The following is a 13,891-nucleotide window of genomic DNA, read 5'->3' as shown; positions in this document are numbered from 1 at the left end:
GCAGGTGGCGGTCCGTTCGGCCACCGCCCGAGGTCAGTCGCGCCGCAGCAGCGCCTGGCGCAGCAGCCGCGACGCGCGGTCGCGGATGTGCAGCGGGCTGCGGCCCGGGCGCGGGCGCTGGCGCGCCAGCAGGCAGGCGGCCAGGAAGTCGTGCAGGATGGGCGAGTCGTCCAGCACCTGCCCGTCGCGCGCGCGAAATTCTGGGTGCCACTGGGTGGCGGCGATGTAGCCGCGCCCCTGGCGCGGGTTGCGCCGGATGGCCTCGGGCACGCAGTCCGGGCTGCTCCAGGCCTCGATGTCGAAGCCCGGCGCCAAGTCCTTGATGCCCTGGTGGTGGATGCTGTTGACGCGCGCTTGGGTCTGGCCCGGGTACATGCGCGCCAGCCAGCTGCCGGGCACCAGGTCGATGTCGTGGAAGTGCTGGTCGTAGCTGACCGGGTCGCGGTGCCGCATGGCGCCGGGGTGCTGGGTCTCGATGTCCTGGTAGAGCGTGCCGCCGAAGGCCACGTTGATCAGCTGCAGCCCGCGGCAGACGCCGAAGATCGGCTTGCCCTGCTGCTCGAAGGCCTCGACCACGGCCAAGTCGTATAGGTCGCGCACGCGGTCGCCCAGCCAAGCGTCCTTGAGCGGCACTTCGCCGTAGCTGCCGGGCCAGACATCCGAGCCGCCGTGCATGACCATGCCGTCCAGCCATTCGGCGTAGTGCTTCAGGGTGACATCGCCGCGCGCCGTCTCGCCCGTGGGGCAGGGCACCATCACCACCAGCGCGCCGGCCGACATCAGCCAGTGGGCGATGGACTGCTCGACGTATTGCAGGGTCTTGTTGGTGAACAGCGGGCGCTTCGGGTCGGCGTGCGAGAAGCAGGCCGACAGGCCGATCTTCAGCCGCTCGGAGGGTGGGTTCAGCATGGGCAAAAAGCGCTCCTTCACCGGAATGGATTGTCCGCACCCGCGGCGCCGTGCGCTGTAGGAGCAGACCCAGCGGGCACGGGGGCTGCGCTCCGATAGGGCGGGCCCGCGGCGGTGGGGCATGATGGTTGCGAGCGCGGCATCCGGCGCCCCAGGGCGCGCCGCCATCAGTTCCTCAACCCGCTTCGCGCAACGACAGGAGAACCGCATATGCAGGTGCAAGTGCAGACCGACGATCACATCCAGGGCGGCGAGACGCTCATCCAGTGGGCCCAGCAGGAGGCTACGGCCAAGCTGGAGCGCTTCCGCGAATACCTGACGCGCGTCGAGATCTTTTTCTCGGACACCAACGCCGGCAAGGGCGGCGTGCGCGACAAGCGCTGCGTGATCGAGGCCCGCCCCGCCAACCACCAGCCGCTGAGCGCCCAGGCCGATGGCGACAAGGTGGCCGACGCCTTCTCCGCCGCGCTGGACAAGATCATCCGCGTGGTCGGTGACGACCAGGAGCGCCTGCGCGCCAAGCAGGGCCACGAGACCATCCGCACGCCGGACGGCCATATCCCCGGCCGCTGACGCACCCGCGCCATGCCGGCCGGTACTGGCGGGCCTGGCGCTGCATCTCACCCCCTCGGGCTGCCAGATGGCAGCCTTTTTTGCGCCTGTGGGCAGGTCAGAAGCTGCTGCCCGGTTGCTGCAGGAAGGCCAGCTCCTCGGCGGTGCTGGTGCGGCCCAGGTCGGCGTTGCGGTGTGGGAAGCGCCCGAAGCGCTCGATGATCTCGGCGTGGCGGTGCGCGAAGTCCAGGTTCTCGGCGCGGCCCAGGGCGGTGAACAGGCGCACCGACTCGCGCTGCATGGCGCGCGATTCACTGTGCATGAAGGGCATGTACAGGAAGGCGCGTTGCTCGGGCGTCAACTGCGCGTCAGCGCCAGCGGAGATGGCTTCCTGTGCCAGCACCAGCGCCATGCCGTCGTGCGCGAAGGCCAGCGCGCTGCCCCGGTGCAGGTTGCGTGGGAACTGGTCCAGCACCACGATCTCCGCCAGGCGGCCCTGCGGCGTGCCGCGCCAGTCCCACAGCTCGCCCTGCACCGCGCGCGCGTGCAGCGCGCCGAAGCGCTGGTGAATGGTGGCATCGAAAGCGGCGTCCTTGGCGAAGCGCTGCTTGGGCGGCGTTTCCTCGAACCAGAAATGCAGGATGTCGTGTGGCGTCATGGTGGCTCTCCCAACAGGCGGCGGCGCGCGGCAGGGCGCGCGCCGCAAAGGCAAAAAGGCCGGGGCAGCGCCCCGGCCTGGTGTTGTAGCGCATGCGCGCTGTGCGCCGGCCGTGCCGGCCGGCGCGGTGGTCAGCGCCCGCGCAGGTTGCCCTGCTCGTCGGCGATGACGATCTCCACGCGGCGGTTCATGGCGCGGCCCTCGGCCGTGCCGTTGTCGGCCACCGGGTAGGCCTTGCCGTAGCCGCGCGCGGTGATGCGGCTGGCGTCCACGCCGCGCTGCATCAGGGCGCTGGCCACCGACTGGGCGCGGCGCTGCGACAGCTCCATGTTGTAGGCGTCGCCACCCACGCTGTCGGTGTAGCCCTCGATCAGCAGGCGGCGGTCGGGGAACTGGCGCAGGAAGCCGGCCAGCTTGTCCAGGCGCGGCGCGGCTTGCGGCGTCAGGTCTGCCTTGTTGAAGGCGAACAGCACGTCGCCCAGCGTCACCAGCAGGCCGCGCTCGGTCTGCTGGCCCTCGATGTCGCGCAGCTGCGCCTCCAGCTGGCGCACGCGGTCCTGCGCGGACTGGGCGGCGGCGGCCTGCGCGGCGGCGCGCTGCTCGGCGCTCATCGCCTGCTGCTGCGCGGCCTGGGCGTTGCGCGCCTGGGCCGCGGCCTGCTGGCGCGCCAGTTCGGCCTCGCGGGTGCGCGCTTCCAGGCGCAGGCGGTCGGTCTCGCTGCCGGCCTGCTTGATCTCGGCGTCGGTCTTGCGCGCCTGAGCGGTGGCCTGCGCGGTCTGCGCCTGCTGCGTGGCCAGGTAGGCCAGGTGGTTGGCCTCGGCGGCGTCGTGCTTGTCGCTCCATATGCGGTCGGCGCGCGCCAGGGTGTCGCTGGCAGTCTTGGCTTCGAGCTGGGCGTATTGCGCCACCACCGGGTCGGTGACGGTGCGGTTCACGGTGGCGCGGGCCTGCTCGACCGAATCCAGCGGCGCGCGCGAGGCGCAGGCGGCCAGGGTGCCGGCGGCGATCAGCGCGGCGGCCAGGGACGACAGGCGGCGCAGCGCGCCAGGGGTATGGAAACGGGACATGAAAAGCTCCTTGTCGGGTGCATTGGGCCCGCGCGGCGGTGCGCGCGGACCGGTCGGGTTCAGGGCAGTCGCGGGCCTGGGCGCCCTGCCGCCAAGGGGCAGCAGGCGCGCGTGCCGGCGGCAGGGCCGGGGCGGTGCGTCAGCGCACCGGCGCGGGCGTGGTGATGATGGTGGTGGTGCCAGTGGCGGGCACCGGCACGGGGACCGGCACCGGCACCGGCACGGCCACCGGCTCGCCAGCGTTGCGCGCGCGGTACTCGATCTCCTGCTGCAGCGAACGGATGCTGCCCTGCACCTCCTGCAGGTTGCGGCGGTTATCCACCGCCTCGGCCTTGGCTTCGGCTAGGCGTGCGTCGGCCTGGGCCTCGGTGGCCAGGCGGCGCGCCTCCTTGTAGTCCTTGTGGTCCATGGCGCGCTGCGCCTGCATCCATTTGTCGCGGGCGCGCTGCAGCTCCACCGGGGCGTTGGCGGCGACCTCGGGCATGGCGCTGACGCGCTCCAGCGTGGCGCGGCCGACGGCCATTTCCTCTTTGGGCTTGGGGGTGGAAGAACAGGCGGCCAGCGCGCCCAGGGCCAGGGCGGCGGCGGCGGTGCGCAGCAGGGGAGAGACGGTCATGGGTTCAGCTCCTGAAGTGAGACGGCCACCTGCGGCGCAATGCGCCGGCGGCGGCGGAACGTGCCGGGGCGCTGGGGCCGGGGCACTGCCAGGAAAAATTATCGAAACCGGGGCCATTCGCGGGCCGTAGGCCTGGCGCAGCGCCGGGCGTGGGCGGGTTCCGACGGGGTTTGCAGTCAAAAGCCCTTCCGGCCCATGCGGAACAAGGGCGTTCAGCTATGGTTTTCGCAGCACCGGGTACGGGTTCAGCGCCTGGCCCTTCCACCAGGCGCGGTCGGGCGGCAGGCGCGTGATGGCGAAGTGCAGGTGCGGCGCGCCGGCCCGGGCGTTGCCGGTGCTGCCGACATAGCCGATGACCTGGCCACGCCGCACCTGCTGGCCTTCGCGCAGCCCCGGCGCGTAGCCCTGCAGGTGCGCGTAGTAGTAGCTGTAGCGCCCGGGCGGGTCGAACTGGTAGATGGTGATGCCGCCGGGCTGGCTCAGGAACAGCTTGGCGATGCGGCCGTCCTCCACCGCCAGCACCGGCGTGCCCGCGGGCGCCAGGATGTCGATGGCATCGTGCCGCCGGCCTGCGCTGCGCGCGGAGCGGAAGGTGTCCACCAGCGCCTCGGGCGCGACGCCCTGCACCGGCAGGGTCAGTTGGCGTGCGGCCAGCAGCGCGGTGTCGGCGGGCAAGGGGTCGGCCGTGGCCGCCGGCCCGGCAGCGGGCGCTGCAGCGGGGACGACCGGCGCCGCAGCCAGCGCCGCGCCGGCCAGCAACACCAGGCCGCAGCCGGCGGCGGCGGCCCGCCAGCCTGCCAGGCGCTGTGGGTCAGGGACCGCTGCGTGGCCAGAACCGCCGGCCATTGCCGCCACCAGGTGCCGCCTCCCGGCTCAGGCCTTGACCTCGACCTTGGCGCCCGCCTTGATGACCTTGGCCAGGCGCTCGGCGTCCCAGTTGGTCAGGTGGATGCAGCCGTTGGTCTCCGAGTGGCCGACGGTGGCCGGGTCGGGCGTGCCGTGGATGCCCCAGTGCGGCTTGGTCAGGCCTAGCCAGATGCTGCCCACCGGGTTGTTCGGCCCGGGCGGGATCTCGGCCTTCTCGGCGTCCTTGGGCGAGTTCTTGAGCAGGCTCGGGTTGTAGGTGAAGCTGGGGCTTTCGGCGACGTTCTTGATGGCCATGCCGCCCAGCGGCAGCGGGTCGTTGTCCTCGTTGCCGATGCTGATGGGAAAGCCCGCCACCGCCTGGCCGTCCTTGTCCAGCACGAACAGCACGCGCTCGCTCTTGTCGATCTCCAGCTGCTGCGACAGGCGCTCGGGCGCCTTGGAGTCGCGCACGTTGGGCACCACCAGCTCAGTCGCCGCGGCGATCTCCACGCCCGGGTTCAGGCGCTTGAGGAAGTCCGGGTTGACGTGGAAGCGCTCGCCCAGCATCTCGACCAGCGACTCGTACGGCAGGGCCTTCAGCTTGGCGCGCTCGGCCATGTCGGCGGGGGTCTTGGCGAACGGGCCAGCAGCGTCCTTTTCGGTGACGGTGTAGCGCGCCAGCAGCGGCTCGGTGCTGGCCTGGCGCAGCGCCCTCCAGGTCTCGGCGTCGATGCGGCCACTGTCCTTCAGGCCGTTGCAGCGCTGGAAGGCGCGCACCATGCGCTGCATGTTCTTGCCGAAGGCGCCGTCGATCTCGCCGGGTGAGAACCAGGCGCGGTCCAGCAGGATCTGCGCGCGTGCCACGGCGGCCGAGCGCGCGCCCTGCGCCAGCGTGGGGCTGGCGTCGTCGGCGTTGAAAGTGTCGAAGGCCAGCGCGCCCGAGGCGCCCTGGGCGGCGGCCTTGCCGGACGCCGCCCAAGCGGCAGGCGCCAGGCTGAAGGCGGTGGCGGAGACGAGCAGGAGGCGGCGGGACAGCAAGGTCATGGGACGTATGGAAGTGAAAGCGGAATGCCGGCCAGTGTGGTCCGGTGGGCCGCGCCGGACTGTAGGAGCCATGCGCTTGCCCGTGCCGCCACCGGGCGACAGGCCGGATGGGGCCGCGCCCCGCCCCGGTCGTCCTGCTGGTTCAGATGAAAAACCGCTCAAGCCCTTACAGGAAAAAGGCCTGTAGCTATCGAATGAATAGCAACATCACAGCTCGACCTGCCACCAGTCCGGCAGCAGCGCGCGCACCTGCGCGCGGTCGAAGCGGTCGTCGATCAGGTGTACCACGCCCCGGTCCTCGGGCGTGCGGATCACCCGGCCGGCGGCCTGCACCACCTTCTGCAGCCCCGGGTACAGGTAGGTGTAGTCGTGCCCCTGCGCGCGCCCGAACAGCGCCTGCAGGCGCTGGCGGATCTGCTCGTTCACCGGGTTGACCTGCGGCAGCCCCAGCGTGCAGACGAAGGCGCCGACCAGCCGCCGCCCGGGCAGGTCCACCCCTTCGGCGAAGGCGCCGCCCAGCACCGCGAAGCCGATGCCCTGGCCGCCCTCGGCAAAGCGGGCCAGGAAGTCGCGCTGCGCCGCCTCGCCCATGCGCCGTTCCTGGCGCCAGTGCGGGATGTGCGGGTGCTGCGCGGCGAACGCTTCGGCCACCTGGTCCAGGTAGTCGTAGCTGCTGAAGAACGCCAGGTAGTTGCCCGGCGCCGCGCCGAACTGCGCCGCCATCAGCCGCACGATGGGCGCCACCGACTGCGCGCGCTGCGCCCAGCGCGTGGAGACATGCCGCGCCACGCGCACCTGCAGCTGCTCGGCGGCGAACGGCGCCGCCACCTGCAGCGCCGCGTGCTGCGGCGGCAGGCCCAGCAGGTCGGCGTGGTAGCGCTGCGGCTGCAGCGTGGCGGAAAACAGCGTGGCGCTGTGCGCCGCCGCCCAGCGCGGCGCCAGGTGCGGCGCCGGCACCACGCAGCGCAGGCTGATGGCACTGCCGCCGTTGCCGCCTGGGCCCAGGCGCTGGCTGTCCAGCAGCGCGTGGCGCGCGTCGAACCCTTCGGCCAAGGCGTTGAACTGCAGCAGCGCGAAATACCACTCGAGCAGCGGGGCGTCCAGCTGCTCGGGCTGCTCGGCCAGCTGCTCGGACAGGGCCTGCGCGCAGCGCGTGAGCGCGCCGGCCAGCGGCGCGGGCAGGGCGGCGTGCACGGCGTAGTCGCCGTCCATGGCACGTTCCAGCGCCAGCCAGGCGCGGCGCACAGCGCCAAGCGCCTTTTTCACGCGCGGCACGCGCGCGGCGGTGACGGACTGGCGCGCCTGGCGCAGCAGCTGCGGGTCTAGCCGTGCGCCGTACATGCCGCGCGCGCGCTCGACCAGGTTGTGCGCCTCGTCCACCAGCAGCGCCGCGCGCCAGCCCTGCTGCTGCGCCAGCGCGTGCAGCAGGCCGGCCGGGTCGAACCAGTAGTGGTAGTCGCCCACCACCACATCGGCCCAGCGCGCCAGCTCCTGCGACAGGTAGTACGGGCAGATGCCGTGCGCCAGCGCCACCGCGCGCACGCGCGCCTGGGTCAGCAGCGGCGTGCCGGGCGCCAGCGCCGCGCCGCGCGCCGCCGGCAGCCGGTCGAAGAAGCCCAGCGCCAGGGGGCAGGACTGGCCATGGCAGGCGCTGCCCGGGTGTTCGCAAGCCTTCTCGCGCGCCACCAGCTCCAGCACGCGCAGGGGCGCGGCGGGTGCCGGGGCGGCCGCGGTCGCCGCTGCAGCAGGATCAGGCCGGGTGCCGCTGGCGGTGGGCGCCGGAACAGTGGCGGGGCTGGGGCCGGCGCAGACAGGCATGGCGGGCGCAGGCGTGCAGGCGGCAGAGCCGTCGTTTGAGCCCACTGGCGCGCCAACGACCGTCGCCATGCCGCCGGCGCCCAGACCATGGCCGCCTGGCGTTCCCGCCGCAGCGCCCCCGCCCGCTGTCAGCAGCACCAGCGCGTCCAGCGCCATCTGCCGCCCTGAGGTCTTGGCCGCCAGGTACAGCACCTTGTCGATGCCTGCCTGCGGCGCCGCCTTGAGTTGGGCGAACAGGGTGGCCACGGTCTTGCCGATGCCGGTGGGCGCCTGCGCCAGTAGGCAGCGCCCACGCGTGGCGGCGTGCCAGACCTGCGCCGCCAGTTCGCGCTGGCCGGCGCGAAAGCCGCCGGCGTGCGGGAAGGCGAGCGCCGCCAGCGCCGCGTCGCGCGCGTCGCGGTGCGCGGCCTCGGCCTGCGCCCAGGCCAGGTAGCGCCCGCACTGCAGCGCGAAATGCGCGTGCAGCGCCGGCGCATCCTGCACTTCGGTGAACACGGTTTCCTGCTCGCTGTCGATGTCCAGATACACCAGCGCCAGCTCCAGCCGGTCCAGACCGCGCTCGGCGCACAGCAGCCAGCCGTAGATGCGCGCCTGTGCCCAGTGCAGGGCGCGCTGGCCGGGGTTTTGCCGCGCCAGGCTGCCGCGGTGCGTCTTGATCTCCTCCAGCCGGCCGCGCGCGGCGTCGAAGCCGTCGGCGCGCCCGCGCACCAGCAGCGGGCCGTGGTGGCCTTGCAGTGGCACTTCGGCCTGCCAGCCAGCGCCGCGGCGCGCGGCCACGCGGGCGTGGCCGGCAATGCCCTGCAACGCGCTGGGCGCGGGGGTGTAGCGCAGGTCCAGGTCGCCGCTGCGGGCGGTGAACTCGCACAGCGTGCGCACCGCCACCTGCCAGCGCGCGGCTTCGGCCCCGGCCACCGCGTCCGGCGGCGCCGGTGCCGCTGTCACGCCGGGCCCAGGCGCGCTTGCGCCGGCTCGCCGCCCGCGCCCAGCGGCGTGGCCTTGCACAGCGCCATCCAGACGTCGAACGGCAACGTGCAGCGAGCGTGGCGCGCCGGCCGCGCCAGCTCGAAGCGCGCGCCCATGCCGTCCTCGTCGGGAGTGCCGTGCATCATCCACACGCCGAACTCGGGCGGCAGCTCGTCGGCTTCGGCGATGCCGGCGGGGAAGACGTAGTGGCAGCCTTCGCACAGCCACTGGTAGGCGCGGCGCTTGGCGGCATGGCGCAGGTCGGACAGCAGGTCGGCGCGGCTGGCCTTGATCTCGTGCACCAGGGGGTGCAGGTAGCCCGGTACGCTGGTGTTGCGCACGGAAAACAGGTCCGGCCGGGCCACGCGCCACACGCGCGCGGCGCGGCGCTGGGGCAGCGTGGGCTCCGACTCGTCCCACAGGCTGGCGAGCACCGGCGGCGGGGCCGGCGCCTCGGGCGCGGCATCGGACACCAGCGCGCCGCCGCCCTCGGGCAGCAGCTCGGCGCGCAGCGACAGCTCGCGCCAGACCACGCGCCCGGCCGGCAGCAGCTGCTGGCGCGCGAACGCCAGCGCCATGCGGTCGTGCAGGCTGATGCGGCGCTGGCCGGCGCGGCGCTCGTCGGCCAGCCAGGCGATGCCGGCGTCGGTCACGCGCAGCAGGGTGTGGCCCTCGGGGCTGGTCTGGCGCTCCAGCATGCCGGCGGCCAGCAGGTCGATCTCCACCCCGTCCTGGCACGGCCAGCCGGCCGAGCGCCAGACGTCCATCAGGCGCTTGCGGTGGTGGCGGGCGAGGGGTGGCGGGGGCATGGCGGCGTATGGCGATCAAGGCAAAACACTGATTATCCAGACAGTGTTTTATACGTGTTTGGCCTACAGGCTTTCATGTGCAAGCGCTCCACACTTGTTACACCCGTAAACAAAACGGGATCCCAGCGCGTTCCCTCGCTCATCGGGGCGCCCCAGCGTCCTGCCCCTTCCCTTCTTCCCTTCCCCCCATGTTTTCCTCTCTCGCCGGCGCACTGCGCCACCGGCGTGGTGCAGCGCCGATGCTGCGGGCCATCGACCGCTCCACCGCTGCGCTGCAGCTGGACTTGCAAGGCCACATCGTGCATGCCAATGCCCGGTTCAGCGAGCTGATCGGCCATCCGGCACAGGCGCTGCGTGGGCAGCCACACGCCGTGGTGTGTCCGCCCGGCTATACCGACAGCGCCGCTTACCGGGACGTCATGCGGCGCCTGCAAGCCGGCGAATCCTTTACCGGCCAGGTGCAGCGCCGGCATGCCGACGGCCGGCTGCTGTGGCTGCGTGCCACCTACAGCCCGGTGCTGGATCGTGCCGGGCAGGTGACGCGGCTGGTCGAGCTGTCGCAGGACGTGACCGAGCAGGTGAATGCGCGCCTGCAGGCCACTGGCCTGCTGCAGGCCATCGAGCGTTCGATGGCGGTGATCGAGTTCGACCTGGACGGCCAGGTGCTGCGCGCCAACGAGAACTTCCTGCAGACCCTGGGCTACGCCGAGGCCGAGGTGTTGGGGCGGCACCACCGCCTGTTCTGCCCGCCGCAGCTGGCGGCTGGTGCCGAATACGCGCAGTTCTGGCAGCGGCTGCGCGCCGGGCAGTTTTTTCGCGGCCAGGTCGAGCGCGTGGACCGGCACGGTCGCACCGTCTGGCTGGAGGCGACCTACAACCCGGTGCACGGCGTGCAGGGCGAGCTGATCGGCGTGGTCAAGGTGGCCACCGACATCACCGAACGCGTGCGCCAGTCGCAGGCGCGCCAGCAGGGCGTGGACACGGCCTATGGCATCGCTGTGGGCACGCAGGGCCTGGCCGAGCAGAGCGCGCACACCGTGGGCACGGCGGTGCAGCGCATCCAGGCCATGGCGGCGACGGTGGAAGACGCCGCGCAGCGCGGCCAGGCGCTGGCCCGGCAGGCCCAGGCCATCGGCGCGGTGCTGGACACCATCCGCCGCGTGGCCGACCAGACCAACCTGCTGGCGCTGAACGCCGCCGTCGAGGCCGCGCGCGCCGGCGAAGCCGGCAAGGGCTTTGCCGTGGTGGCCGGCGAGGTGCGCCGCCTGGCCGCCGACAGCCGCGCCGCCACCGGCGACATCAGCCAGTCGGTGCGCGCCATCCAGGACGAGGTGGCGGCGGTGCAGGCCACGCTGCACGATGGCCTGGCCAGCGTGGCCGAAGGCGTGGCGCTGGCGGGCCAAGCGCTGCGGTCGATGCAGGCCATCCAGCGCGATGCCGGCGAGGTGGTGCAGGCGGTGCAGGCGCTGCAGGGCGCGGCGCAGGACTGACGCGGCGCGCTGCGGCTGCACGACGCTCCTGAAAAAGGAGCTGTATGCCGTGGATTTCATTGGGCTGGAGCCGCTTCTCATGCATAAAAAGGCACGGCGGCGGCCGCCGGTGCAACCCCTGCCTGCAGCGCCCGGCCCGATGCCGGCGCCGGCGCCGTGGCCGCTGGGAGAGCGCGGCCTCGTATGATCCGTTCCCTGTTTTTTCGCCCACGACCGGAACGCCCATGAACGCCGCCCCCGACAGCGCGCCCACTGCCCCTCAGGATGCGCATTGCGATGTGCTCGTCGTCGGCGGCGGGCCGGCCGGCTCCACCGTGGCCACGCTGCTGGCCGAGCGCGGCCACCGCGTGGTGGTGCTGGACAAGGACCGGCACCCGCGCTTTCACATCGGCGAGTCGCTGCTGCCGGCCAACCTGCCGCTGTTCGAGCGTTTGGGGCTAGCCGAGGAGATGCGCGCCATCGGCATGCACAAGCCCGGTGCCGAGTTCGTCTCGCCGCACCACGAGCACACCCAGACCTTCGTCTTCGCCGACGCCTGGGACAAGTCCATGCCGCACGCCTATCAGGTCAAGCGCGCCGAGTTCGACGAGCTGCTGCTCACCAATGCCGCGCGCCGCGGCGCCGAGGTGCACCAGGGCAGCCGCGCCACCGCCGTGGAGTTCACCCCGGACGGCGGCGTGCAGGTGGACGCCAAGCATGGCGACGGCACGCTCAAACGCTGGCACGCGCGCTTTCTCATCGACGCCTCGGGGCGCGACACGTTTCTCGCCAACCGTTTCCGCATCAAGGAGCGCAACCCGCAGCACACCAGCGCGGCGGTGTACGCGCATTTCTCGCACGCGCGGCGCCACGAGGGCCTGGCCGAGGGCAACATTTCCATCTTCTGGTTCGAGCACGGCTGGTTCTGGTTCATCCCGATGAGCGCGGACACCACCAGCGTCGGCATGGTCACCTGGCCGCACCACATGAAGAGCCGCGCCGGGCGCAGCCTGGAGCAGTTCCTGGCGGACAACATCGCCGCCTGCCCGGCGCTGGCCGAGCGGCTGGCGCAGGCCCAGCGCATCACCGAGGTCGAGGCGACGGGGAATTTCTCGTACTCGGCCAGCCGCAACCACGGCAGCAATTACCTGATGCTGGGCGACGCTTACGCCTTCGTCGACCCGGTGTTCTCCTCGGGCGTGTGGCTGGCGATGAACAGCGGCGTGGTCGGCGCCGAGACCGTGGACGCCTGCCTGCGCCGCCCGGCCGAAAGCGCCGCCGCGCTGCGCCGCTTCGACCGCGTCATGCGCCACGGGCCGCGCCAGTTCTCCTGGTTCATCTACCGCATGACCAATCCCATCATGCGCGACTTCTTCATGTACCCGAAGAACGTGTTCCGCATGCAGGAGGCGCTGCTGTCGATGCTGGCCGGCGACATCTTCGGCAAGACGCCCATCTGGCGCTCGATCTGGATGTTCAAGGCGCTGTACTACACGGCCAATGTGCTGCAGCCGCGCCGCGCCTGGGCGGCGCGGCAAAAGCGCCGCTGGAACATCCGTCCCGTCGATGACGCCGCCCGCACCCCCGCCTGAGGCCGCGCCTGGGGTACGGCGCTCGGCCGCGCACGGCCTGTGGCGGCTGTACGAGCGCCTGGCGATGTGCATCGGCCTGGGCACGCTGGCGCTGCTGTGCCTGGCATGGCTGCCGTTCGCCGCGCTCCTGCACCCGCTGCTGCCGCGCGCGCAGGGTCAGTGGCTGGGGCGGCGCGTCATCACGCTGGCGTTTCGCTTCTACCTGGGCGTGCTGTCGCTGCTGTGCGCCTGCCGGTTCGACCTGTCGGCGCTGGATGCGCTGCGCGGCGAGCGCGGGCTGATCGTTGCGGCCAACCATCCCTCGCTGCTGGACGCGGTGCTGCTGGTCTCGCGCCTGCCCGATGCCGTGTGCATCATGAAGGCCAGCCTGCTGGACAACCTGCTGTTCGGCGCCGCCGCGCGCATGGCCGGCTACGTGCGCAACGACGACGCGCGCGCACTGGTCGCCAGCGGCTGCCGCAGCTTGGCCGAGGGCGCGCAGGTGGTGCTGTTTCCCGAGGGCTCGCGCACGCGCCAGTTCCCGCTCGACCCGCTGGGGCGCACCGCCGGGCTGCTGGCGCGGCGCGCGCAGGCGCCGGTGCAGGCGGTGCTGCTGGAGTTCTCCAGCCCGTACCTGGGCAAGCACTGGCCGCTGTGGTGCCCGCCGGTGCTGCCGCTGCGCTGCACCGCCCGGCTGGGGCGGCGCTTCGAGCCGCCCACCGACCATATCGCCTTCACCGAAGCGCTGGAGCAGCACCTGCGCGCCGGACTGGCCGGCTCTTCCTTCGCATGAACACGTCGCCCCTGCCCTCCACCACCCACCTGGTGCTGATCCCCAGCTACAACCCGGGGCGCACCGTGATCGACACCGTGCGCGCCGCGCGCGCGCAGTGGAACCCGGTGTGGGTGGTGGTGGACGGCAGCACCGACGGCAGCCCTGCCTGGCTGCAGGAAATGGCGGCGCAGGACCCGGGGCTGCGCGTCATCGTGCAGCCGGTGAACCGGGGCAAGGGCGCCGCCGTGCTGGAGGGCATCGCCCAGGCCCGCGCCGCCGGCTTCACGCACGCGCTGACCATGGACTCGGACGGCCAGCACCCGGCCGGTCTCATCTCGGCGTTCATGCAGGCCTCGCAGGCACGGCCCGATGCCATGGTGCTGGGCCGGCCGGTGTTCGGCCCCGAGGCGCCGGCGCTGCGCGTGAACGGGCGCAAGGTGTCCAACGCCTGGGCCAACCTGGAGACGCTGTGGGCCGGCATCGGCGACTCGCTGTACGGCTTTCGCGTCTACCCGATCGCGCCGCTGATGCAGGTGATGCGGGGCCAGCGCTTCATGCGCCGCTTCGACTTCGACCCCGAGGCCGTGGTGCGCCTGTGCTGGGCCGGCGTGCGCCCGCTGAACCTGGACGCGCCGGTGCGCTACCTCGACGCCAGCGAAGGCGGCGTGTCGCACTTTCGCTACCTGCGCGACAACACGCTGCTGACGTGGATGCACACCCGCCTGTTCCTGGGTTTCGTGCTGCGCCTGCCGCTGCTGGCCGCGCGCCGCGTGCGCGGACGGCACTGACCAAAC

At 72.4% G+C, this 13,891-nt stretch carries 13 protein-coding genes; 5 read left to right on the top strand and 8 right to left on the bottom strand.

Annotation, left to right across the window (positions count from 1 at the left end):
- Positions 1–33 precede the first annotated feature (33 nt).
- The gene (locus BLQ61_RS04265) at positions 34–909 is read right to left on the bottom strand and encodes a gamma-glutamyl-gamma-aminobutyrate hydrolase family protein (protein WP_091567507.1); all 876 of its coding nucleotides are present in this window, start codon (positions 907–909) and stop codon (positions 34–36) included.
- Between the two features lie 210 nt (positions 910–1,119).
- On the opposite strand from BLQ61_RS04265, the gene BLQ61_RS04260 reads away from it, so the two are divergent.
- Entirely contained in the window at positions 1,120–1,482 is a 363-nt protein-coding gene (locus BLQ61_RS04260; RefSeq protein ID WP_091567028.1) for an HPF/RaiA family ribosome-associated protein, read from the top strand.
- Between the two features lie 97 nt (positions 1,483–1,579).
- On the opposite strand, the gene BLQ61_RS04255 is transcribed toward BLQ61_RS04260, so the two are convergent.
- From BLQ61_RS04255 to BLQ61_RS04225, 7 genes are all read right to left on the bottom strand, one after another.
- Entirely contained in the window at positions 1,580–2,119 is a 540-nt protein-coding gene (locus BLQ61_RS04255; RefSeq protein WP_091567026.1) for a DUF924 family protein, read from the bottom strand.
- A gap of 131 nt (positions 2,120–2,250) precedes the next feature.
- Complete coding sequence (locus BLQ61_RS04250) at positions 2,251–3,186, bottom strand: OmpA family protein (RefSeq protein WP_091567024.1); 936 nt, start codon at positions 3,184–3,186, stop codon at positions 2,251–2,253.
- Positions 3,187–3,325: 139 nt separating this feature from the next.
- A complete protein-coding gene (locus tag BLQ61_RS04245) occupies positions 3,326–3,802 on the bottom strand; it encodes a DUF4398 domain-containing protein (protein ID WP_091567021.1) in 477 nt (158 codons plus the stop codon).
- A gap of 216 nt (positions 3,803–4,018) precedes the next feature.
- Positions 4,019–4,648: a M23 family metallopeptidase gene (locus BLQ61_RS04240; protein ID WP_091567019.1), complete on the bottom strand. Its 630-nt coding sequence runs from the start codon at positions 4,646–4,648 to the stop codon at positions 4,019–4,021.
- A 27-nt stretch (positions 4,649–4,675) separates the two neighbouring features.
- Positions 4,676–5,692, bottom strand: a complete 1,017-nt coding sequence (locus BLQ61_RS04235) for a L,D-transpeptidase family protein (protein ID WP_175488210.1) — start codon at positions 5,690–5,692, stop codon at positions 4,676–4,678.
- Positions 5,693–5,899: 207 nt separating this feature from the next.
- Positions 5,900–8,452: an ATP-dependent DNA helicase gene (locus BLQ61_RS04230; RefSeq protein ID WP_245703831.1), complete on the bottom strand. Its 2,553-nt coding sequence runs from the start codon at positions 8,450–8,452 to the stop codon at positions 5,900–5,902.
- Positions 8,449–9,282 (bottom strand): hypothetical protein, encoded by an 834-nt coding sequence (locus tag BLQ61_RS04225; RefSeq protein WP_091567014.1) that lies wholly within the window; start codon positions 9,280–9,282, stop codon positions 8,449–8,451. Before BLQ61_RS04225 ends, BLQ61_RS04230 begins: the two co-directional genes overlap by 4 nt.
- A gap of 188 nt (positions 9,283–9,470) precedes the next feature.
- Here BLQ61_RS04225 and BLQ61_RS04220 point away from each other — a divergent pair, with 188 nt between their 5' ends.
- From BLQ61_RS04220 to BLQ61_RS04205, 4 genes are all read left to right on the top strand, one after another.
- On the top strand, positions 9,471–10,772 hold the full coding sequence (locus BLQ61_RS04220) for a methyl-accepting chemotaxis protein (RefSeq protein WP_091567012.1): 1,302 nt from the start codon (positions 9,471–9,473) through the stop codon (positions 10,770–10,772).
- Between the two features lie 224 nt (positions 10,773–10,996).
- Positions 10,997–12,343, top strand: coding sequence for an NAD(P)/FAD-dependent oxidoreductase (locus tag BLQ61_RS04215; RefSeq protein WP_091567010.1), 1,347 nt, complete (start codon positions 10,997–10,999; stop codon positions 12,341–12,343).
- Entirely contained in the window at positions 12,318–13,115 is a 798-nt protein-coding gene (locus tag BLQ61_RS04210; protein WP_091567008.1) for a lysophospholipid acyltransferase family protein, read from the top strand. The genes BLQ61_RS04215 and BLQ61_RS04210 overlap by 26 nt, the downstream gene beginning before the upstream one ends.
- On the top strand, positions 13,112–13,885 hold the full coding sequence (locus BLQ61_RS04205) for a glycosyltransferase family 2 protein (protein ID WP_091567005.1): 774 nt from the start codon (positions 13,112–13,114) through the stop codon (positions 13,883–13,885). Before BLQ61_RS04210 ends, BLQ61_RS04205 begins: the two co-directional genes overlap by 4 nt.
- Positions 13,886–13,891: the final 6 nt, after the last annotated feature.

The organism is Oryzisolibacter propanilivorax (genome assembly GCF_900103645.1).
Classification (GTDB): domain Bacteria; phylum Pseudomonadota; class Gammaproteobacteria; order Burkholderiales; family Burkholderiaceae_C; genus Melaminivora; species Melaminivora propanilivorax.
The sequence above is the reverse complement of the archived record's forward strand: the minus strand, read 5'-3'. Positions and strand labels throughout refer to the sequence as shown.

Coding starts and splice junctions, on each gene's coding strand:
- BLQ61_RS04215 (WP_091567010.1), top strand. CDS start 10,997: ATGAACGCCGCCCCCGACAGCGCGCCCACTGCCCCTCAGGATGCGCAT.
- BLQ61_RS04205 (WP_091567005.1), top strand. CDS start 13,112: ATGAACACGTCGCCCCTGCCCTCCACCACCCACCTGGTGCTGATCCCC.
- BLQ61_RS04245 (WP_091567021.1), bottom strand. CDS start 3,802: ATGACCGTCTCTCCCCTGCTGCGCACCGCCGCCGCCGCCCTGGCCCTG.
- BLQ61_RS04250 (WP_091567024.1), bottom strand. CDS start 3,186: ATGTCCCGTTTCCATACCCCTGGCGCGCTGCGCCGCCTGTCGTCCCTG.
- BLQ61_RS04210 (WP_091567008.1), top strand. CDS start 12,318: ATGACGCCGCCCGCACCCCCGCCTGAGGCCGCGCCTGGGGTACGGCGC.
- BLQ61_RS04255 (WP_091567026.1), bottom strand. CDS start 2,119: ATGACGCCACACGACATCCTGCATTTCTGGTTCGAGGAAACGCCGCCC.
- BLQ61_RS04265 (WP_091567507.1), bottom strand. CDS start 909: ATGCTGAACCCACCCTCCGAGCGGCTGAAGATCGGCCTGTCGGCCTGC.
- BLQ61_RS04235 (WP_175488210.1), bottom strand. CDS start 5,692: ATGACCTTGCTGTCCCGCCGCCTCCTGCTCGTCTCCGCCACCGCCTTC.
- BLQ61_RS04220 (WP_091567012.1), top strand. CDS start 9,471: ATGTTTTCCTCTCTCGCCGGCGCACTGCGCCACCGGCGTGGTGCAGCG.
- BLQ61_RS04260 (WP_091567028.1), top strand. CDS start 1,120: ATGCAGGTGCAAGTGCAGACCGACGATCACATCCAGGGCGGCGAGACG.
- BLQ61_RS04225 (WP_091567014.1), bottom strand. CDS start 9,282: ATGCCCCCGCCACCCCTCGCCCGCCACCACCGCAAGCGCCTGATGGAC.
- BLQ61_RS04240 (WP_091567019.1), bottom strand. CDS start 4,648: ATGGCCGGCGGTTCTGGCCACGCAGCGGTCCCTGACCCACAGCGCCTG.